Origin of the sequence: Paraburkholderia sp. GAS41, assembly GCF_050436545.1 — a bacterium.
Taxonomy (GTDB): Bacteria; Pseudomonadota; Gammaproteobacteria; order Burkholderiales; family Burkholderiaceae; genus Paraburkholderia.
In genome coordinates this window covers 64,077-85,497 of record NZ_JBNDMK010000001.1, presented here as the reverse complement: position 1 = coordinate 85,497, position 21,421 = coordinate 64,077, and the positions used below count along the sequence as shown (strand labels likewise).

General features: G+C 61.7%; 19 protein-coding genes. 1 reads left to right on the top strand and 18 read right to left on the bottom strand.

Annotation, left to right across the window (positions count from 1 at the left end; all coding sequences use genetic code 11):
• Positions 1 to 138: 138 nt before the first annotated feature.
• The 17 genes from P3T43_RS00380 to ndk form a co-directional block, all read right to left on the bottom strand.
• Positions 139 to 2,025 carry a potassium transporter Kup gene (locus P3T43_RS00380; protein ID WP_429279058.1) on the bottom strand — a complete coding sequence of 629 codons (1,887 nt, stop codon included), beginning with the start codon at positions 2,023 to 2,025 and terminating at the stop codon, positions 139 to 141.
• Between the two features lie 280 nt (positions 2,026 to 2,305).
• Positions 2,306 to 2,890 carry a phosphoribosyltransferase gene (locus tag P3T43_RS00375; protein ID WP_429279057.1) on the bottom strand — a complete coding sequence of 195 codons (585 nt, stop codon included), beginning with the start codon at positions 2,888 to 2,890 and terminating at the stop codon, positions 2,306 to 2,308.
• Between the two features lie 3 nt (positions 2,891 to 2,893).
• Complete coding sequence (locus P3T43_RS00370; protein WP_429279056.1) at positions 2,894 to 4,240, bottom strand: adenylosuccinate synthase; 1,347 nt, start codon at positions 4,238 to 4,240, stop codon at positions 2,894 to 2,896.
• A 156-nt stretch (positions 4,241 to 4,396) separates the two neighbouring features.
• Positions 4,397 to 5,548, bottom strand: coding sequence for an ATP phosphoribosyltransferase regulatory subunit (locus tag P3T43_RS00365; RefSeq protein WP_429279055.1), 1,152 nt, complete (start codon positions 5,546 to 5,548; stop codon positions 4,397 to 4,399).
• 237 nt (positions 5,549 to 5,785) lie between these two features.
• On the bottom strand, positions 5,786 to 5,977 hold the full coding sequence (locus tag P3T43_RS00360) for a DUF2065 domain-containing protein (RefSeq protein WP_429267458.1): 192 nt from the start codon (positions 5,975 to 5,977) through the stop codon (positions 5,786 to 5,788).
• Between the two features lie 44 nt (positions 5,978 to 6,021).
• Positions 6,022 to 6,924, bottom strand: a complete 903-nt coding sequence (gene hflC, locus P3T43_RS00355) for a protease modulator HflC (protein ID WP_429279054.1) — start codon at positions 6,922 to 6,924, stop codon at positions 6,022 to 6,024.
• Between the two features lie 11 nt (positions 6,925 to 6,935).
• Positions 6,936 to 8,312 carry an FtsH protease activity modulator HflK gene (gene hflK, locus P3T43_RS00350; protein ID WP_429279053.1) on the bottom strand — a complete coding sequence of 459 codons (1,377 nt, stop codon included), beginning with the start codon at positions 8,310 to 8,312 and terminating at the stop codon, positions 6,936 to 6,938.
• A gap of 49 nt (positions 8,313 to 8,361) precedes the next feature.
• On the bottom strand, positions 8,362 to 9,579 hold the full coding sequence (gene hflX / locus P3T43_RS00345) for a GTPase HflX (protein WP_429279052.1): 1,218 nt from the start codon (positions 9,577 to 9,579) through the stop codon (positions 8,362 to 8,364).
• Between the two features lie 32 nt (positions 9,580 to 9,611).
• Positions 9,612 to 9,848: an RNA chaperone Hfq gene (hfq, locus tag P3T43_RS00340; RefSeq protein WP_006051315.1), complete on the bottom strand. Its 237-nt coding sequence runs from the start codon at positions 9,846 to 9,848 to the stop codon at positions 9,612 to 9,614.
• Between the two features lie 142 nt (positions 9,849 to 9,990).
• A complete protein-coding gene (gene der / locus P3T43_RS00335) occupies positions 9,991 to 11,328 on the bottom strand; it encodes a ribosome biogenesis GTPase Der (RefSeq protein WP_429279571.1) in 1,338 nt (445 codons plus the stop codon).
• A 416-nt stretch (positions 11,329 to 11,744) separates the two neighbouring features.
• Complete coding sequence (bamB, locus tag P3T43_RS00330; RefSeq protein WP_429279051.1) at positions 11,745 to 12,890, bottom strand: outer membrane protein assembly factor BamB; 1,146 nt, start codon at positions 12,888 to 12,890, stop codon at positions 11,745 to 11,747.
• A 60-nt stretch (positions 12,891 to 12,950) separates the two neighbouring features.
• The gene (locus tag P3T43_RS00325; RefSeq protein ID WP_429279050.1) at positions 12,951 to 13,580 is read right to left on the bottom strand and encodes a tetratricopeptide repeat protein; all 630 of its coding nucleotides are present in this window, start codon (positions 13,578 to 13,580) and stop codon (positions 12,951 to 12,953) included.
• Between the two features lie 67 nt (positions 13,581 to 13,647).
• The gene (gene hisS / locus P3T43_RS00320; RefSeq protein ID WP_429279049.1) at positions 13,648 to 14,988 is read right to left on the bottom strand and encodes a histidine--tRNA ligase; all 1,341 of its coding nucleotides are present in this window, start codon (positions 14,986 to 14,988) and stop codon (positions 13,648 to 13,650) included.
• Positions 14,989 to 15,008: 20 nt separating this feature from the next.
• On the bottom strand, positions 15,009 to 16,337 hold the full coding sequence (gene ispG, locus P3T43_RS00315) for a flavodoxin-dependent (E)-4-hydroxy-3-methylbut-2-enyl-diphosphate synthase (protein WP_429279048.1): 1,329 nt from the start codon (positions 16,335 to 16,337) through the stop codon (positions 15,009 to 15,011).
• 90 nt (positions 16,338 to 16,427) lie between these two features.
• Positions 16,428 to 17,582: a helix-turn-helix domain-containing protein gene (locus P3T43_RS00310; protein WP_429279047.1), complete on the bottom strand. Its 1,155-nt coding sequence runs from the start codon at positions 17,580 to 17,582 to the stop codon at positions 16,428 to 16,430.
• A 206-nt stretch (positions 17,583 to 17,788) separates the two neighbouring features.
• Complete coding sequence (gene rlmN / locus P3T43_RS00305; protein WP_429279046.1) at positions 17,789 to 18,940, bottom strand: 23S rRNA (adenine(2503)-C(2))-methyltransferase RlmN; 1,152 nt, start codon at positions 18,938 to 18,940, stop codon at positions 17,789 to 17,791.
• Between the two features lie 111 nt (positions 18,941 to 19,051).
• Entirely contained in the window at positions 19,052 to 19,477 is a 426-nt protein-coding gene (gene ndk, locus P3T43_RS00300; protein WP_074264186.1) for a nucleoside-diphosphate kinase, read from the bottom strand.
• A gap of 273 nt (positions 19,478 to 19,750) precedes the next feature.
• Between ndk and P3T43_RS00295 the strand changes: the two genes are divergently transcribed.
• The gene (locus tag P3T43_RS00295; RefSeq protein WP_429279045.1) at positions 19,751 to 20,449 is read left to right on the top strand and encodes a Bax inhibitor-1/YccA family protein; all 699 of its coding nucleotides are present in this window, start codon (positions 19,751 to 19,753) and stop codon (positions 20,447 to 20,449) included.
• Between the two features lie 191 nt (positions 20,450 to 20,640).
• Here P3T43_RS00295 and P3T43_RS00290 read toward each other — a convergent pair whose 3' ends face one another.
• A complete protein-coding gene (locus tag P3T43_RS00290) occupies positions 20,641 to 21,414 on the bottom strand; it encodes an MBL fold metallo-hydrolase (RefSeq protein WP_429279044.1) in 774 nt (257 codons plus the stop codon).
• Between the last annotated feature and the right edge of the window lie 7 nt (positions 21,415 to 21,421).

Below are 21,421 nucleotides of genomic sequence, written 5' to 3'. Positions count from 1 at the left end.
GCACGGCGCCCGTCGCACAGCAGGCGCCGCACAGCAAAAAACCCACGCAAAACATTTGCGTGGGTTTTTTGTTACCCCCTTGCTGCGCCGCGCGTAGTTCGCGGGCGAGGTGCAGCGTCAAACCTCAAATCTCAAACTTCAAATCTCGATCTTCGTCCCCAACTCCACGACGCGATTAGCCGGAATGCTGAAGAAATCGGTCGGCTTGGCTGCGTTCTGATGCATCCAGGCAAACACCCGCTCGCGCCAGACCGACATGCCGGGCAACTGCGTCGGCACCACCGTTTCGCGTGCGAGGAAAAACGACGTGTCCATCAATTCGAAGGTCATGTCGTGCATGCGGCCCACGTCGGTCAGCACCGCCTTCACATCCGGCGTCTCATTGAAACCGTATGCCGCCTTCGCGAGGAACAGGCCACCGCCGATCTCTTTCACCGTAACGCGATCCGTGTCGTTCACATAAGGAATGTCGAGCGTCACGAAGGTCAGGAAAATGGTGCGCTCGTGGAGTACCTTGTTGTGCTTCAGATTGTGCAGCAGGCTCACCGGGACCAGTGTCTCACTGCCGGTCAGATAGATCGCCGTGCCCGACACGCGATGCGGCGGATGCGCCAGTAACCCTTGCAGGAACGGCATCAACGGAATACCGTCGGCGGCCGTGCGCTCCTTGACGATCATCCTGCCCTTGAACCACGTCATCAGCAGGAAGAATAGCAACGCGCCGATACCGAGCGGCAGCCAGCCGCCCTCCTCGACTTTCAGCAGGTTGGCGCCGAAGAAGCCGAGATCGACCACCATCAGGCCGCCGATAATCGCCGCGACCAGCAGCTTGTTCCACTTCCACACGTTCACCATCACCACGCAGGCCAGCACCGTGGTGATCACCATCGTGGCCGTCACCGCGATACCGTAGGCCGCCGCCAGGTTGTCCGAGCTCTTGAAGGCCACCACGATGCACAGGATGATGAACAGCAGTAGCCAGTTGACCACCGGCACGTAGATCTGTCCTATCGCCAGATCCGACGTGTGCAGGATTTTCATGCGCGGAACGTAGCCGAGCTGGATTGCCTGGCTCGTCAGCGAATAGGCGCCGGAGATCACCGCTTGCGACGCAATCACGGTCGCCACCGTAGACAGCACGACGAGCGGCAGCAGCGCCCAGTCAGGCGCGAGCAGGAAAAACGGGTTTTCGATGGCGGTCGGGTCGTGCATCAGCAACGCGCCCTGGCCAAAGTAGTTCATCACCAGCGACGGCATCACGAGCACGTACCAGGCCATCCGGATCGGCTTGGCGCCGAAGTGGCCCATGTCGGCATACAAGGCTTCGGCACCGGTCAGCACCAGCACGACCGAACCGAGCACGACATACGCCTGCAGCACGTGCGCCGCCATGAACGAATACGCGTAATACGGATTGAGCGCACGGATCACGGTGGGCGACTGGACGATGTGGATGATGCCGAGCAGCCCGATCACCGCGAACCAGATGACCATGATCGGTCCGAACAGACGCCCCACCAGCGCGGTGCCGTGCCGCTGGATCCAGAACAATGCAATGAGAATAATGATGGTGAGCGGCAGCACCAGATGCGACAGATGGGGCGAAGCGATCGCCAGCCCCTCGACCGCGGAGATCACCGAGATGGCCGGTGTAATCACCGCATCGCCGTAAAACATGCAGGCGCCGAAGATGCCCAGCATCACCAGCAAGCCGGCCAGCTTCTTTTTCGGATCCACTGAGCGCAAGGCCAGCGCCATCAGGGCGAGCACACCGCCTTCACCGTTGTTGTCCGCGCGCATGACGAACATCACATACTTGACGCTGACGACGATCACGATCGCCCAGAACAGCAGCGAGATCACGCCGAGGATGGACTGCTCGGTCAGCGGAATACCATGCGCCGGGCTGAACGCCTCCTTCAGCGAGTACAACGGGCTCGTGCCGATGTCGCCGAACACCACTCCGACCGCAGCCAGTGCGAGCGTGGGCAAAGGCTGTTTGTGCACGTGATGGCTATCTGTCATAAACGCAGGGTATCCGTTTTGATCGGAAAAACGAGCGCTATTCTAAACTGACTGTAAGGTAGCGCTCCCGCATGTTGTGCCTACACCACGTGAGCCCCTTGCACAAACCCGTGTCTTGCCTGCAGCCTGCCAATCGCGGGCGCCAGACCGGCTATCGCGATGCCACCCACGCACATTGCGTGCCGCGCACAAACGAAGCACGCGCGCAAAAAAAAACGGAGCCCCAAAAGGGCCCCGTCTTGACGGATTCGATACGACACGCGGAACGTGCCGGCTCGCATCACTTGTCCGATCGGTCCTGCGCAGTGCCGCGCTTGATCCACGCGCCGAGGTTATGCGGACGCACTGTGTCCCACTCCTCGAACGGCTGATGAATCCACGGATTAGTGGGCAGGAATTGCACGTGGTAATCGGGCGTCACCTTTGAACACCCCTTGTACCAGAGCACCGCGGAACGCACCGCCGTGATGGCCGGATAGCGTTCTTTCAGATGCTGTTGCACGCGAGCCAGCGTCACACCCGAATCGACCAGGTCGTCGACCAGCAGCACGTTGCCGGACAGCTCGCCGCGCGTCATCGTGATGTATTGCGCGATGTCGAGTTCGCCCTGCTCCGTACCGGCCGCTTCACGATACGAACTGGTTGCCAGAATCGCCAACGGCAGATCGTAAATACGCGAAAGCTGGTCGCCCACACGCAAACCGCCGCGCGCGAGGCACAAGATCTTGTCGAACTTCCACCCGGACTCATGAACGGACAGCGCCAGCATTTCGATCAGGCGGTGATACTCATCCCAACCGACCCACAGGTTCTTGTCGTCGTTACGCGGGTCCTTCATCGCAATCATGGGTACACCCTGCGTCATGAGTTAAACCTTGAACGGGTGACGAAGCAGAATCGTCTCGTCACGATCCGGACCGGTCGAAACCATGTCGATCGGCACGCCTGCCACTTCCTGCACACGCGTCAGATAAGCGCGGGCGTTCGCCGGCAGCTTGTCCCACTCCTTGATGCCGACGGTGCTTTCCTTCCAGCCACCGAACGTCTCGTACACCGGCACGCAACGGGCCACTTCCGTCGCACCGCGCGGCAGGATATCGCAGGACTTGCCGTCCACCGTATAGCCGACACACAGCTTCACTTCCTCGAGACCGTCGAGCACGTCGAGCTTGGTCATGCACAAACCCGAGATACCGTTGATCTGGATCGAGCGGCGCAGCGCAGCCGCGTCGAGCCAGCCGGTGCGGCGCGGACGGCCGGTGACCGAGCCGAATTCCTTGCCGACGGTTGCCAGGTTGAGGCCGATCTGATCCTGACGATCGACGTTGTCCGCATCGTACAGCTCGCTCGGGAACGGACCCGAACCGACGCGCGTGCAATACGCCTTGGTGATGCCGAGGATGTAGTTCAGCTTTTGCGGACCGACGCCTGCACCTGCGGTAGCCGCACCGGCCACGCAGTTGCTCGACGTGACATACGGATAAGTACCGTGGTCGATGTCGAGCAGCGTGCCTTGCGCACCTTCGAACAGCAGATTGTTGCCCTTGGCGTTTTCGTCATACAAGCGGCGCGATACGTCCGTCACCATCGGCTTCAGGCGATCCGCGTAGCTCAGCATCGTGTCGAGCGTTTGCTGGAAGTCGACAGCGTCGACGCCCAGGTATTGCGTGAGCACGAAGTTGTGGTAATCGAGATTTTCACGCAGACGTTCGGCGAAGCTTTCCGGCTCGAACAGGTCCTGCACGCGCAGACCGCGGCGCGCCACCTTGTCTTCGTAAGCTGGTCCGATGCCACGGCCCGTGGTGCCGATCTTGGCCGCGCCACGACGCTTTTCGCGACCTTGGTCGATAGCGATGTGATACGGCAGGATCAGCGTGGTGGCTTCGGAAATGAAGAGGCGATTCTGGACATCGACTCCGGCGGCCTCGAGCTCGCCAATTTCCTTGAACAGCGCTTCCGGCGACAACACCACGCCATTGCCGATGTAGCACGCGACGCCGGGATGCATGATGCCCGACGGAATCAAACGCAAGATGGTTTTCTTGCCGCCGATGATAAGCGTGTGACCGGCATTGTGACCGCCCTGGAAGCGAACGACGCCTTGAGCGTGGTCCGTCAACCAGTCGACGATCTTGCCCTTGCCTTCATCACCCCATTGGGTCCCCACGACGACGACGTTACGTCCGGGGTTCACATTCACTGCGCTGGCAGACATGTTGTTTCGTAAGCTGGTTAAAAACGTATTCTACCTATCTTCGCGGAACCTTCCGAATTTTTCCGTTTCCGCTCAACGGTATGGACGTTGTTCTGGGTATATCGAAATAGCGCGGTCCGGCACCGCGCCGATCTTTTGCAACGCTAAAACAACTGATCAGGAACGCGGTTTGACAAGCCACGCGCCGTCGCGCTCGACCAATACACGGTCGCAAGCAAACTCGTCGAGCGCGTGATCGTGACCGGGCAATGCCTGGATCACCACTTCGCCGGCATCTCGCAACGTGGCCACTGCGGCGCGCAGTGCGTCATCGTGCTGCCAGGGGGCGAGAATCGCGCTGCTGCGTGCCTCGATGGGCGAGATACGCGCCACTTCACGCAAATCCAGCGAGAAGCCGGTTGCTGCGCGCGCACGTCCGTAGGCTTGTCCCACGTGGTCGTAACGACCGCCACGCGCCACCGCGTTCGGCACACCGTCCACGTAGGCCGAGAACATCACGCCGCTGTGGTAAGCGTAACCGCGCAGATCGGCGAGGTCGATCATCACCTCCGCACCGTCCACCTGGCTCGCGAGGAACGCCAGGTCGTCGAGCGCACGGGCGATTTCCGGCGTATCCGGCAAGCGTGCGCGTGCTTCTCCGAGTACCGAGGCGTCGCCGTAGAGCGACGGCAAGGCACGCAGCGCATCGCGCGTAACCGGGGTGAGATTGGCCGTCAGTTCGGCGAGACGCGGCACGTCCTTGCCAGCAAGCGCTTCATACAGCGACTCGCCAAGCGCCGCCGCAGCGGGTTCCGCGTCGATCAGCGCCGCCAGCACGCCGGCATGGCACAGGTCCAGACGCACCCGGGCGAGACCGGCCAGACGCAGCGCATCGAGCATCAACTGCTGGATCTCGAGATCCGCTTCCAGCCCGGCGTGCCCGTAGATTTCCGCGCCGATCTGGATCTGCTCGCGGGTTGCGTGCAGTCCGCGCGGACGCGTATGCAGCACGTTGCCGGCATAGCACAGGCGCGTCACGCCCTGACGGTTCAGCAAGTGCGCGTCGATGCGCGCCACCTGCGGCGTCATGTCGGCGCGCAGGCCGAGCGTGCGGCCCGACAACTGGTCGACCAGCTTGAACGTGCGCAGATTCAGGTCGTGGCCCCCGCCGGTCAGAAGCGACTCGAGGTATTCGAGCAGCGGCGGCATGACCATCTCGTAGCCGTAGACGCGAAAGCGGTCCAGCAGATGGCGCCGCAACTCTTCGATCTTGCGGGCTTCCGACGGCAGCACGTCGGCAATATTCTCGGGAAGTAACCAGGTCGACATCGATACAGTCCTACGACGGTGAACACGGCGCCTGGGCGCGCCGGTAAATAAGAATGATGGACAGCTTGCGCACGAGCCCGGCCGTTTGGGCCACGGCTGGGTCCGCCGCGGCTTTTTGGGCCGGACGAACGTGCTGACACGCGCCTCGTCGCGGCGCGGATGCACATGCCTCTCGCGGGCGGCGAAGGTTGACGGGATGCCCGACTCTACACCCCAGCGCGGCAACCGCGCGCCGATTCAGGTCGCGATATACAGCAACAGCAGACCGAGCACCATCACGATCAGCCCGCCAATACGGATCTGATGAGGGGGCCGCTCCGCTATTTTACGAAACGTATCGCGCCAGGCGCTGGGAAAAACGAAGGGGAACATGCCCTCGATGATCAGCATCAGTGCGATCGCAAGCAACAACGAGCCGGCTATATCCATGCGAGTGAGGGTGCCGCGATACGTACGCCGCGGCGCTCCGGTAATCAGTGTTTGCGCGGTGTGGCGACGGCGTCCGGTGACACGTCACCGGTCGGGCTACGCATGAAGCGGAAAAACTCGCTGCTCGAATCGACCACGATCACGTCGTTCGGCTTGAAGGTGTTCCGGTAGGCCAGCATGCTCTGGTAGAACTGGTAGAACTGCGGATCGCGACCATAGGCGTCCGCGGCGATGGAAGCTGCCTTGCCGTCGCCCCCGCCCTTGATCGTCTGCGCCTGCATGTACGCGTCCGCGAGCAATGCCTGCTGCTGGGTGGCGGCATCCGCCTTGATCTGATCGGCTTCGGCCACGCCCTTGGCGCGTTCCGCGCTGGCGGCCTGTTCACGCGCCGCGCTCATGCGCTTGTAGACGGAGTCGGTCATGGCTGCCGGAAAATCGACCCGCGCCAACTGGATGTCGACGACCTCGACACCGAGCGAAGCGGCCGCGGCCGCCATCGCAGCGCGTGCTTCGTCGGCGAGCGCCTGCTGTTTGCCCAACGCGTCGGCCAAGGTGACCTTGGCAAACGCATCGCCTAGCGCGCTTCGCGACAGCAGGGCGAGACGGTCCGGCAATGTCTGGTCGTCGCCCTTGGTTTGCGCGAACAGCTTGAGCGCATCCGTCACGCGAAACTTGACCACCGGGTCCACCAGCAAGTCCGTTTTGTCAGACGTGACGTAACGGTCTTCGTCCGGCGTATCCAGTGTCTGGATCCGGTTGTCGACCAGCATCAGGGTTTGCAACGGCGGCGGCAGTTTGACGTGCAGGCCTGGGCCGAGCAGCGCGGGCGCCGCATCGTCACGACCAGCCAGCACTGCCATATGACGCTGATCGACCACGAATACCGTCGACGAAGCCGCAAACAGCAGCACCACGATAACCACGACGAGCGCAATGATTCGATTCATGTTGGCGCTCCTCACTGAATGTCGTCTTCGCGGCCGCGGCTGCGGAACGCGTCGCGCGAACGCAAAGAATCGCTGGCCGCGTCGGTGTCGCTCGCCGCGGTGGCGGCTGCGGATGCCGGAGCCGATGCCGCGGCACCGCTCGCCGCCTGCGGCGCGACCACAGCTGGAGCCGACACCGCAGCGGCGCCGGACGCCGCGCCAGCGGCTGCGGCTTCAGCTACACGCTGACGCGTCGCCTCGACCAGTTTGTCGAGCGGCAGATACAACACGTTGTTAGCAGCCTTGCTGTCGACAAATACCTTCGTCGTATTCGAATAGATATGCTGCATGGTGTCCAGGTACATGCGCTCGCGGATCACCGCTGGCGCTTTGGAGTACTGCTCGTAGACCTGCTTGAAGCGCTCGGCGTCGCCTTGCGCCTGAGCCACGACCTGGTCGCTATAGGTCTTTGCCTCGTCGACGAGACGCGCCGCGTCGGCCTGGGCATGCGGCAGCAAATCATTGGCATACGCCTGGGCGTCCGCCTTCGCGCGTTCGCGATCCTGATGCGCCTTCGCAGCATCGTCGAAAGCAGCCTGCACCTGCTCAGGCGCCTGCACGCCCTGAATAGTCACGCCCGTCACCACGAGCCCGGTCTTCGATTCGTCCAGGGAATGCTGGATCGCATCCGACAGTTGCTGGCGGATTGCTTCGCGATCCTGATAGAGGATGTCGTCGGTGCTGCGCGCGCCGACGATGTTGCGCACTGCGGCCTGTGCGGCCAGCACCACGCTCTGATCGGGGTCGACGCTGCGGAACAGATAGTCGGTCGCGCTGCGCACCTGGTACTGCACGGCAAAGCGCACATCGACGATGTCCGCGTCATGCGTGAGCAGCGCCGAATCCTTGACGTTCGCCGCCCGCACCACATTGTTGCGACCGATTTCCACCTGACGCACATCGCCGATATTGACCAGCTCCTGCGCTTCGAACGGATACGGCAGGCGCCAATGCACACCCTGCGTCGCGGTATAGCGATACTGGCCGAATTGTGTCACCACGCCGGCCTGGCCGTCCTGCACGACGAACACGCCGCTGCCGAGATAGATGGCGATCAGCACACCGATCACGATGCCCACGCCGATGCGTGCGCCGCGCCCGTCGTCCGGGCGACCTGCGCCCCCACCCGTGCCCTTGCGACCGAAGATGCTGCTCAGGCGGCGATTGAAATCCCGCCACATTTCGTCGAGATCGGGCGGCCCATCGCCATCCTTGCCGTTCTGCGGACGCTTGGGCTCGTTCGGCCGTTGCTTCGCACCATTGCCGTCACCCCGGCCCCAGCGCGGATCGTTCATCGAAAGAATGGCGCGCAGGCGCAGCCAGATACTCCGCTCGTTGTAATCGTTCACCTGTGTTCGTTCACCAGAGTAGACAGCGGGTCAGTGCAATTGGAACGGGTCAGTGCCCGAGTTCTGGGACCTTGCGGTCGTCGCGCGGTTCAGCAAGCCGGTGATCTTCCTCCGGCCCCACGCGCTGCTCGTCGGAAAGAGGTTCGGCAGCCGCGATTTCGGCGATGGCAGCGCGCAGTGTGTCCAGCCCCTGCCCGGTGCGCGCGCTCAAAAAGACGCGCGAAATATTACCATACTCGTCCCGCTCGACCGCCTCGCCGCGGGCCGCCAGCTCAGGTACGGCGTCGATCTTGTTGAACACCAGCACCTGGCGGATCGTGTCCGCGCCGATTGCGTGCAGCACCTCGTTGACCTGATCGATCTGATCGAGGCGCACCGCGCTCGATGCGTCCACCACGTGCAGCAGCAGGTCCGCGTGAATGGTTTCTTCGAGCGTGGCGCGGAACGCGGCCACCAGTTGGTGAGGCAACTCGCGGATGAAGCCGACCGTGTCGGACACCACCACCTGCCCCACTTCGTCGCCGAGATAGACGCGCCGCGAAGTTGTATCGAGCGTCGCAAATAGTTGGTCCGCGGCATAGGCCTGAGCTTTGGTCAGCGCATTGAAGAGCGTCGACTTGCCCGCGTTGGTATAGCCGACCAGCGACACCGACATCGTGCGATTGCGCTCGCGCGCGCGCCGCTGCGTGCCGTGCTGACGGCGCAATTTTTCGAGCCGCGTCTTGAGCGCCTTGATGCGCTCGCCGATCAGCCGGCGGTCGGTTTCAAGCTGGGTTTCACCCGGACCACGCAGGCCGATACCGCCTTTTTGCCGTTCCAGGTGGGTCCATGCGCGGATCAGCCGCGTGGACAGGTACTGCAACTGCGCGAGCTCGACCTGCAGCTTGCCTTCGTGGCTGCGGGCGCGCTGCGCAAAAATATCGAGGATCAGACTCGTACGATCGATCACACGCCTGTTAAGCGCTTGCTCCAGATTGCGCTGCTGGGCAGGCGCAAGAGCGTGATTGAAGATGACGAGTTCAATGTCGTTGGCCTCGCACGCAAGACGCAGTTCTTCGGCCTTGCCGCTGCCGACGAACATCTTGGCATCGGGACTGGACCGGCGTCCGGTGAGGGTAACGATGGGATTCGCGCCCGCGCTTTGTGCGAGCAGGCTGAGTTCTTCGAGACTGGCTTCGAAATCGATCTTACCGAAGTCGATGCCGACAAGCGCTGCGTTGGTCAAATTGGAGGGTATCAAAATGAAGCGGCCGGGAGAGATCGCCAAACGGGCGACACTGCGCCGGCCGAGACGAGAGGTTAGGACTGTTCGGAGTCCGGGTGGAAATTCACCGGACGGGCAGGCACCACAGTCGAAATGGCGTGCTTGTAGACCATCTGGGTGACCGTATTCCGGAGCAACACGACGTACTGGTCGAACGATTCGATGTTCCCTTGAAGCTTGATGCCGTTGACCAGATAGATCGACACCGGCACGTGCTCTTTACGCAGTGCGTTCAAAAACGGGTCTTGTAACAATTGCCCTTTGTTGCTCATAGCAAACTCCGTATTTTTTTGCAGGTTGACTAAATTGACGACGAAGAAAAAGAAATCCGTCGTCAACCGCTACACTATAGCCGATTTTCGTTTTTGCGCGAGCAGCCTGGCCATCCGGCCAAACCCAACACACATGCGGGTTTCAGCCTTTGTCCGCATAAGGGTTCGTCGATGATCTGAACTCTATGCGCAATGGAGTCCCGGTCAGGCCGAAAGTTTCCCTGAAGCGGTTTTCGAGGTAGCGTTTATACGTTTCCGTGATCGCGTCGAGCGCGTTGCCGTGGATCACGATGATCGGCGGGTTCTGCCCCCCCTGGTGAGCGTAACGGAGCTTCGGACGCACCGGACCCCGGCGGCGCGGCTGCTGGAATTCGACTGCGTCGATCAATGCGCGCGTCAGTCTCGGCGTCGGCAGCTTGGTCATTGCAGCCTTATACGCATCGTCGACCGAACGCATCAGTGGACCAATCCCGGTCTTCTCAACCGCGGAAATAAAGTGAAACTTGGCGAAGTCGAGAAATTTTAGTTTGCGCTCGAGATCCGCTTTGGTGCGCTCGCGCACATGCGGGTCGAGGCCGTCCCATTTGTTTACGCCAACAACTAGCGCGCGGCCCTGTTCGACCACGAAACCGGCGATGTGCGCGTCCTGATCCGAGATATCCTGGCGGGCGTCGAGCAGCAGGATCACGACGTTCGCATCCGAGATGGACTGCAACGTCTTCACCACCGAAAACTTCTCGATCGCCTCGAACACTTTCCCGCGGCGACGCAGGCCAGCCGTGTCGATCAGCGTGTAGGGCTTGCCCTGACGTTCGAAGTCGACGTAGATCGAATCGCGTGTGGTGCCGGGCATGTCGAACGCAATCACGCGCTCTTCGCCCACCAGCGCGTTGATCAAAGTCGACTTGCCGACGTTCGGGCGGCCGACGATGGCGATCTTGATGCCACGCGACGCCTTCTCCTCATCACTCTCTTCCGGCTGACCGGCGTAAGCGACTTCCAGCGCCTCGTTGATCATTTCGGTCACGCCGTCGCCGTGCGCCGCCGAAATGGCGCGCGGATCACCGAGACCAAGTTCGTAGAAGTCTGCTGCCACGGCGCTGTACTTCATCCCCTCGGCTTTGTTGACCACGAGGAAAATCGGCCGGCCGGTTTTGCGCAGATAGTCGGCGATCGACTTGTCCTGCGGCGCGAGACCGTTGCGGCCGTCGACGATGAACACGACGATGTCCGACTCCTCGACCGCCTGTCGGGTCTGCCGCGCCATTTCATGGAGGATGCCGTCTTTGGCGACCGGCTCGAAACCACCGGTGTCGACGACGAGGTACGGCCGTTCCCCCGTGCGCCCCTCGCCGTAGTGACGATCGCGCGTCAGGCCTGGCAGGTCGGCAACGAGGGCATCACGCGAACGCGTGAGGCGGTTGAATAGCGTGGATTTCCCCACATTGGGGCGCCCCACAAGGGCAATAACGGGTTTCATCAGATGTTGTTCACGGTGAAACGCGAGGTCGATATCGACCACCCCGCGCACGACGCCATGCGGCCGCGTCGCGGCTGCGTTTGACGCAAATTATCACGAATTCGGCCGGCCCCGGGTGTGCGGCATATATGCCCATCCAGGCGGACGTTGGGTTGGCTGTATGGGCGGCACGCCTGTGTGCGCCAGGTTCTATCTGTTCCAGACGGTGAGGCGGACCGTCTTGGGTGCAATTGCCGGACCAGCCGGGCCGACAATCCATGTTTCTGTCTTCTACTTGATCTGCTCAAGGCCATTCGATGACCTTGTGCCGGGACAAACCGTGCAGCGCGGGCGCTGCGCGACTGTCCTGCGGCAAAAAAGACGCGCGGCCGGCTAAGCCGGCCTGCGCGTCCTGCTGCGTAAGCCTCTTCTCGCGCTTAACGCGGACGGAAGCCGTACAGGTCGCCGTCGTGCGTCTGCACCACCAGCGTTTCGCCAGCCAAAACCGGGGCAGCGGTGATGGGGCTGCCGTCGGTCGGCATCCGTGCGACGAACGTGCCGTCGTCACGCGACAGGAAATGCACGAAGCCCTGGTAATCGCCGATCACAGCAGCGTGACCGAGCAGGTACGGCAGGCTCACTTCGCGATTCTTCAGCTTGTCGTTGCTCCATAATTGGTTGCCGTTCGTCGCGTCGAACGCGCTCACCACCGACCAGTCGTCGCCGCCCACCACGGTGTTTTCATCCTGGGCGACGCCCGTCGTGCTGGAGAACGCCTTTTCCCACACCGGACGGCCCGAGTTCGCATCGAAGCAGCCCATTTGCCCCTGGAACGTCACAGCGCAGGTTTCCGCTCCGACCAGCGTCGGCGGACCGGTGACGTCATTGATCCGTTCGACTTCGGTCACACCCTTCGGATACGACACCGGCGTTTCCCAGAAACTGTCACCCGTCTGAACGTTGATGGCTGCGAAGCTGCCACCCGGGAAGCCCGCGAGCACGGCCTGGTTACCCGCGAACGTCATGCCCGCCGACACGCGCAGATTGAGCGGCACGGCGCGATTGCGGTACACCCACTTCTGCTCGCCGGTTTGGGCGTTGAACGCGGTGATCTGACCGTCGACCGTACGCACGATCACGAAGCCATTACCCACCAGCGGCGGCGAAATGATTTCGCCGGGCGCCGTGTTCTTCCACAGTACCTTGCCGTCCTCGCCAAGCACGAAGACCTCGCCCTTGAGCCCGCCAACCGCTGTCAGTGTGCCGTCACTGCCCACACCGGCGGACAGGTCGCTGCCGACCTTGATGCGCCAGATGTCCTTGCCGGTTTGCGCGTCGATCTTCGCGACCGAGCCATTCGCGCCCGCGGCATACACCACGTTGCCGACCGCTACCGGCGAGAACAGGTAGCGCCCTGCCTTACCGACGCTGGACTTCCACGCCTGCTGCACGTTCAGCACGGGTTTGAACTCGGTGAGCGGCGTCGGTGCGCGGCGCTCGTCCTTCGTGGATGAGCAAGCCGTCACCATCAGGACGGTCATCGCACAGGCAACGGGCACAGCGTAGCGTTTCAGCAGATTCATCGGTTGACGTTGCATTTAGGGAGATTAATCAAATGGGACGGGCTGGACGTCGTGCGACGCTCAGCCGCCCAGCGCGTCCAGTTTGAACTGGATCAACTGGCGCGTGGATGTATCGGTCTTCGACAGTGCATCGAGCGCGAGCTGATAGGCCACACGTGCATCGGCACGCTTGCCCTCGGCCGCGAGCAGATCGCCGCGGCCGTTCGCCACTACGCCCTTGAAAGCATCCGATTGCGGCTCAGCCAGCAGCGCGAGGCCCTGGTCGTAAGCCTTGTCGTCCAGCAGCAACGACGCCAGACGCAACTTCGCGACCTGCTTGAATTCGTCGTCTTTGGCGTGATCGATCGCCCATTGCAACTGGGCCTTCGCACCGGCTTCGTCGCCCGCCACGTAGAGCGCCTTTGCCGCCACCAGCGCCGTCATCTGCGCATACGCGGTGCCGCCGAACTTGTCTTCCATGTCACCCGCCACGCGGGTCACCATGGCTTTATCGCCGGCGTTTACCGCCTGTTGCACCTCGTCGTACAGCACTGCGGCTTCTGCCGCCTGATGCCGCTGCCAGTAATTCCAGCCGTTCCAGCCCGCGGACGCGAGTAGCGCCACCAGCACGATCCACGTCGTGGAATTACCCCACTGTGCCCACCAGGCCTTCAACCCTTCAATCGATTCTTGTTCGTCGTGGTAACTCATCGCCAAGCGATTCCTTCTCTTTTTATTACCTTGTATGTGTCGAACCGCATGGCCGACGACACTGCAATTAGTCGTCGCCGTCTTCGGCGGATGCAACCATCGCATTGATTAGAAATTCGGTCAAGTCTTCGGCCGGCACGTTGTGTTGCTCGCTCTTATCACCATCCTGGCTGGCATTGCGCAGCGGCTTCACACCGACTGTGCCATTCGCAAGCTCGTCTTCACCGAGGATCACCGCAAAGGCCGCACCGCTTGCGTCTGCCCGTTTCATCTGCGACTTGAAGCTCGCCGTCTGGCCGTCGGGGCTGCAATGCAGGATCACGTCAAGGCCGGTGTCGCGCAGACGCTCGGCAATGATGAAAGCCTGTTCGCGCGCCGCGTCGCCCTGGTGGACCACGTACACATCGCAGCCTTCGTCTTCCGGCACGAGGTTCTCTTCTTTCAGCAGTTCGAGGATGCGCTCGACACCCATCGCCCAACCGCAGGCAGCCGTCGGCTTGCCGCCCAGTTGCTCGATGAGCGGGTCGTAACGGCCGCCGGCCGCCACCGTACCTTGCGCGCCGAGCTTGTCGGTCACCCATTCGAACACGGTCTGATTGTAATAATCGAGACCGCGCACGAGACGCGGATTGATCGTGAACGGCAGGTTGTTTGCCTTCAGGAGACGCTGCAGTCCTTCGAAATGCGCGCGCGATGCTTCACCCAGAAAATCAATCAGCTTCGGCGCGTTTTGCGCGACTTCCTGCATGGCCGGGTTTTTCGTATCCAGCACGCGCAGCGGGTTCGTGTACAGACGGCGCTTCGCTTCTTCGTCAAGCACGTCCATGTGCTTTTCCAGATAGGCGATCAACTCAACACGGTGGGCCGCGCGTTCTTCGGCGAGCCCCAACGAGTTGATTTCAAGACGAATGCCGATCAAGCCGAGGTCGTCCCACAACCGCTGGCACATCATGATGATCTCAGCGTCAGCATCCGGACCAGCAAAGCCCAGCGCCTCGACGCCCACCTGATGGAACTGGCGATAGCGACCACGCTGCGGACGTTCGTGACGGAACATCGGGCCGATGTACCACAGACGCTTTGGGCCGTCGTAAAGCATGTTGTGTTCAATCGAAGCGCGCACGACGGCAGCAGTATTTTCTGGACGCATCGTCAGGTTTTCGCCGTTCAGCGCGTCAGTAAAGCTGTACATCTCTTTCTCGACGATGTCCGTCACTTCGCCAATACCGCGCGTGAACAGTTGCGTATGCTCGACGATCGGTGTGCGAATGTTCTGGTATCCGTAAGAACGGAGCATCGACTTGACGGTCGCTTCGAAAAACTCCCACAGCCCTGCTTCCTGCGGGAGGATGTCGTTCATGCCCTTCACACCGGACAATTTCTCGAGCTTTTTCTTCTGTTCAGTCATCTGTGTTCGCTTGATACTTCTCAGTTGAGCGCGCTCGCGCGGCCATAAGTGCGCTCGACGTAGTCGCTCACGATTTGCTGGAATTCCTCGGCGATATGCTCACCGCGCAACGTCTTGACCTTCTCGCCGTCGATAAACACCGGCGCGGCCGGATTCTCGCCCGAACCCGGCAGACTGATACCGATGTTGGCCTGCTTCGATTCACCAGGACCGTTCACGATGCAGCCCATTACGGCGACGTGCATTTTCTCCACACCAGGATACTGATCGCGCCACACCGGCATCTGCTGGCGCAGATATGTCTGGATCTGCGACGCCAGTTCCTGGAACAGCGTGCTGGTGGTACGGCCGCAACCCGGGCATGCGATTACCATAGGCGTGAACGAACGCAGGCCCATGGTCTGCAGGATTTCCTGACCGACGATCACTTCGCCGGTACGCGGACCACCCGGTTCAGGCGTGAGCGAGATGCGGATCGTGTCGCCGATGCCTTGCTGCAGCAATACCGAAAGCGCCGCGGTCGACGCCACGATGCCCTTGGAACCCATGCCTGCTTCGGTGAGCCCCAGGTGCAGCGCGAATTCGCATCGGCGTGCGAGTTCGCGATACACGGCGATCAGGTCCTGCACACCGCTCACCTTGCACGACAGGATGATCTTGTCGCGGCCCAGACCCAATTCGACGGCGCGCTCGGCCGAGCCGATGGCCGACTGGATCAGCGCTTCATACATCACGCTCTGCGCTTCCCACGGTGTGGAGCGCGCGGCGTTTTCATCCATCATCTTCGCGAGCAGGTCCTGGTCGAGACTGCCCCAGTTGACGCCGATACGTACCGGCTTGTCGTACTGGATCGCGGCTTCGATCATCTGCGCGAACTGCGTATCGCGCTTGGCGCCATGGCCGACATTGCCCGGATTGATCCGATACTTCGACAGCGCTTCCGCGCAGGCGGGATAGTCGCGCAGCAGAAGGTGGCCGTTGTAGTGGAAGTCGCCCACGAGCGGCACCGACACGCCCATGCGGTCGAGCTGATCGCGCACGGCCGGCACAGCCGCTGCCGCTTCCGGCGTGTTGACCGTGATGCGCACCAGTTCCGAACCCGCCTGAGCCAGTTCCTTGATCTGGATGGCCGTACCGATCGCGTCGGCGGTATCGGTGTTGGTCATCGACTGCACGCGCACCGGCGCATCACCGCCGATCGTCACGAGGTTGCCGCCCCAACGGACATCCACAGCATGCGACTTGCGCCGCGCTGCGTGACCGCCAAAAACCGGCTCGTTCGAACTAATCTGGCTAGCAGACGAAATACTGGATTGGGATTGAGCTTCGGAGTGCATCGAAAAACCCATTTACGCCGCATGCGGCGCGCAACGCGCTTGCCACATGCCGCATGAATTGAAAAAGCGCCGCGCCCCAATGGGGCCGCGACGCACACCGTATCAAGGCAGCGTCATGCGCGCCACATTGCCCTTGGCGGACGAATATTTCGCCGGGTCGACCGGCTGGCCGTCAAGCGTCATCGATTCAAGTCCGGCCTTGTTGCCGACCGTGACCTTGAATGGCCCCACGCCCGACACTTCCTTGCTGTCGCCACCATGTACGAGGCCGGAAAATATTTCCTTGCCGTCATTCTGGCGCACGCTGAACCAGCTGTCCTGCGTCACGCGTACCGCCACGATCGACTCGCCCGCTGCTGCCTCAGCTGCGCTCGACGCGCCGTCAGCCGTCGTCGCCACCGCCGGAGCCGCCGCCGGCGCACTGGCAGGCTTCGTCGCAGGCGTCTGCGCCGTTGCCTGCAAGTTTGCCTGAGAGGCTACTTTCGGCGCCGCCGCAACCACCGGCGCCGAACTCGTTACGTCGCCCGTTGCCAACGGTGCCGGCAGTTGCACTGCCGATGCGCCATTGTCCGCCGCAGCTTGTGCCTGATCCGGTGCCGATGCAGCCGGCGCCGCTTCGTCCACGGCGGCCTCTGAGCCGGCCGCCTGCCCCTGTGCAACCGCGCCCGACGCACCATTTGCGTTGCCCGCCGCGCCATTGGCGCTAGCGCGCAGTCGTGCCAGCCACGCCGACGAATCGCCGCCGTTGGTATGCCACATACCCAGTGCGATCACCGCGACGATCACCGCGGCGATACCCCACAGCCACGAGCGATGTTTCTGACTACCGCTGCCGCCCAGCGACAACGAAACTCGGCCACGCGGCAAGTCTCTACCCGACGAAGCCGGCATGGACAGATCCGGCTCCGGCACGCCTTTTTCGCGACGCATTGCCTGCGTAAACGGCGCCGGATCGACACCAAGCATCTTCGCGTAGCTGCGCACCACACCAAGCGCGAAGGTCGTATCCGGCAAGTGGCTGATATCGCCTGCCTCGAGCGCCCGCAGCTTCGTTGACGACACCTTCAGCCGGGCCGACACGTCGTCGATCGACCAGTTTTTCGATTCGCGGAGTTGCGTCAGTCGCGCGCCCACCGTCGCCAGCGAGTCCAACCCCGTCTGCAGAGCAGGCTGCACCACAGCGCGTGCTGCTGCCGGTACTGGATGGTCTGCGTCGGTCCCTGTGTCCTGCGGGTGCGGGTGCTGCGGCTCACTCATCCCAAATCCTTTCGCGTCGATTCTTTTTTACGCGCGAACCACTGAGGCGCCATGCCTCGAGTCGATTGCGCAGACCGTTTATAACAAAATGTGCGGCCTCGTGTGCCGCTTCCGATCGCTTCTGCCAACTTTCTTTTCAATACCGTGATGCATGGCAGTCTTTTTGCGCACCGCAGCTTCGCGGCCCACGTTCCCCGCCACCGTGCTCACACTGCGCGGACCTCGATCACCTTGGCCCCGCGACCCGTGCGCTCGGCAAGACGGGTACGGTCCTTGACCGCGCCTGCCAACTGACCGCACGCCGCGTCGATGTCGTCGCCGCGCGTCTTGCGCACCGTGGTGACCACACCCGCGTCCATCAGGACCTGTGCAAACCGCTTGATCTGCTCATTCTTCGAGCGCAGCAGCCCGGACTCCGGGAACGGATTAAACGGAATCAGATTGAATTTGCACGGCACGTCGCGCGTCACGGCGAGCAGTTCGCGCGCTTGCGCCTCGCTGTCGTTGACACCGTCCAGCATGCAGTATTCAAACGTAATGAAATCGCGCGGCGCAACTTTCAGATAGCGCTGGCATGCCGCCATCAATTCGCGCAGCGGATATTTCTTGTTGAGCGGTACCAACATGTCGCGCAGCGGATCCGTCGGCGCATGCAGCGAAACCGCGAGCGCCACGGGCAGATCCGCGCCAAGCCGGTCCATCATCGGCACTACACCCGAAGTGGAGAGCGTGACGCGCCGGCGTGACAGACCATATGCGTTGTCGTCGAGCATCAGGCGCATGGCCGGCACCACCGCGTCGTAATTCAGGAGCGGCTCGCCCATACCCATCATCACGACGTTCGTGACGACCCGCTCGCCCTTGCCTTCGCCTCCCACTGCGCGACCGCCCGCTGTGCCTAGCGAGGCACGCAGCGCAAATTCAGCCATCCGTAGCTGGCCGATAATTTCGCCGGTAGTGAGATTGCGTGAGAAACCTTGTTTGCCGGTGGAACAGAACCGGCAGTTCACCGCACACCCCGCCTGCGACGACACGCACAGCGTGCCGCGCGTTTCTTCCGGAATGAAGACGGTTTCAACCGCGTTGCTGTTGCCGACGTCGATCAGCCACTTGCGTGTGCCGTCGGTAGAGATGTGATCGCTGACGATGCCTGGCATCGTCATGGTTGCCCGACCCTTGAGCTTTTCGCGCAATGACTTCGCCAGATCGGTCATGCCGTCGAAGTCTGCAGCGTTGTACTGGTGAATCCAGCGCTGCAATTGCTTGGCGCGAAACGGCTTCTCGCCGAGGCTGTCGCAATAGGCGACGAGCCCTTGAGCGTCGAGATCGAGAAGGTTGACGGTTGGACTGCTCGTCATATCGAATCCTGCCATTTCAGTGCGAGACTTTCGTTCATGCAACAAGCTGCATGAACGCATGTGCCGTTCGCGCCCGTTCCTGCTGCTTTACCTTACTACTTCGCCGAACGATTAGCGCGAGTAAACGTTGACTTCCGGGAAGAAGAACGCGATCTCGACCTTCGCCGTTTCCGGAGCGTCCGAGCCATGCACGGCATTCGCGTCGATGCTGTCTGCGAAGTCTGCGCGAATCGTGCCCTTTTCTGCCTTCTTCGGATCCGTTGCGCCCATCAGGTCGCGATGCTTCAGGATTGCGTTTTCGCCTTCCAGCGCTTGCACAACCACCGGACCGGAGATCATGAAGTCGACGAGGTCCTTGAAGAACGGACGTGCAGCGTGCACAGCGTAGAACTTCTCCGCGTCAGCGCGCGACAGATGAACCATGCGCGAAGCGATGATCTTCAGACCAGCGTTTTCGAAACGGCTGTAGATCTGCCCGATCACGTTCTTGGCCACTGCGTCCGGCTTGATAATCGACAGGGTGCGTTCGATCGCCATAAAAACTCCAGAAAATTAAGAGGTTACAGATTCAAATGAATCCGCTATTGTAGCATGTTCCCATGTATGATTGTGATTGAACCCTTACGGCATTGAAAGACTCCAACGAAGAGTCTGTATTTGTCTGTAATAGGCTACCGCCAGGGATTGAAACTCCTTAAGTCGGCGCTAATCTTAGGGTTGTACAGTACAGATCAAGCGACTGGCGGCGAACTTGCTGGCTGGCGCTGCATAAACCACGGCGAGTGATTACGCCTGACGCAAGGAGAAAGCATGAACGACCATCCCTATAGCTTTGGCCGCAATGGCGCTGTCAGTACGGCCGAAACCCGTAACCGCGTGCTGCGCAATACCTACTGGCTGCTGGCGCTGTCCATGGTGCCGACGGTGCTGGGCGCGTGGGTAGGCGTCGCCACCGGCTTCTCCCTGTTCGCGGCCACCAGCCCGGCCATGAGCATGCTGGCGTTTTTCGCCATCGCCTTCGGCTTCATGTTCGCCATCCAGCGCACCAAAGACAGCGCGGTCGGCGTGTTCGTGCTCCTCGGCTTCACGTTCTTCATGGGCTTGATGCTGTCGCGCATGCTGAGCTTCATTCTCGGCTTCTCGAACGGTCCGTCGCTGATCATGATGGCGTTCGGCGGCACGGGCGTGATCTTCACGGCCATGGCCACCATCGCCACGGTGAGCAAGCGTGACTTCTCGGGCCTTGGTAAATGGCTGTTCATGGGCGTGATCGTGCTGATCCTCGCCTCGGTCGCCAACATCTTCCTGCACCTGCCCGCGTTGATGCTGACGGTGTCGGTACTCGCCATTGTGATCTTCTCGGCGTATATGCTGTTCGACGTACAGCGCGTCGTGAACGGCGGCGAGACGAACTACATCACCGCCACGCTCGCAATCTACCTTGACCTGTATAACGTGTTCGTGAACCTGCTGGCCATCCTCGGCATCTTTGGCGGCAACCGCAATTAACATGGCATGACTGAACGGCGCGGGCCGAGATAAAAGACGGCCCACGCCCGCCAAGCCTGAAGCGGTATTGGATGCACAAACGGTACGTGCTTCAGCGCAGGAATAAACAACGCCCATGACAGGCAACTGTCATGGGCGTTTTCTTTTTGGCTCACGCGACGGCGGTATTCTCCGACGGGTGAGCTGCCGCCTCAGAGGCTCAACCAGTCGAATCCATCATCCTGCGAGGCCACCACGACTTCGGTGGCCGCTGCGCCCAGCACACCCGCCATTGCCGCACGGGCGAGCTCCGGCGAATTGTTTTGCTGGCTCAAATGCGCTGCGACCAGATGACGTAAGCGCGAGCGATCGAGAGAAGCGAGGATTTCCGCTGCAGCCTCGTTGTTCAGGTGGCCGTGATTGCCGCCAATCCGCGCTTTCAGCGATTGCGGATAGCGGCTCGCCGCCAGCATCCGTACATCGTGATTGCATTCGAGCACCAGTGCGTCGCAGCCGCCCAGCACCGCGCTAATGTGTGGCGTCGACGTACCGACATCGGTCAGCACGCCGAGGCGTCCTGCGCCATCGGACAGCACATACTGCAAGGGCTCGCGTGCGTCGTGCGGTACGGTATAGGGCAACACGCTGACATCGCCGATCGCGACCGCTTCGTCGCCCCATAGAACGTGCAGGTCGACGTCGGCTTCGTCGGCACCTACCGCGCGCGCCGTTCCCCAACTCATGTAGAGCGGAATTGACCATTTACGCGCCAGCGTCAAGGCGCTGCCGATATGGTCGCTGTGTTCGTGGGTGATGAGAATGGCGTCGAGCCCCTCGACGCCCGAACCGAGCCGCGCAAGGCGGCGCTCGACTTCCTTGGCCGAGAAGCCACAGTCGAGCAAAACGCGCGTGGTCGTCGCGCCGCTTTGCACTTCAACGAGCAAAGCATTGCCTTCACTGCCGCTTCCCAGGCTGGCGAACCTCACGGTCGCC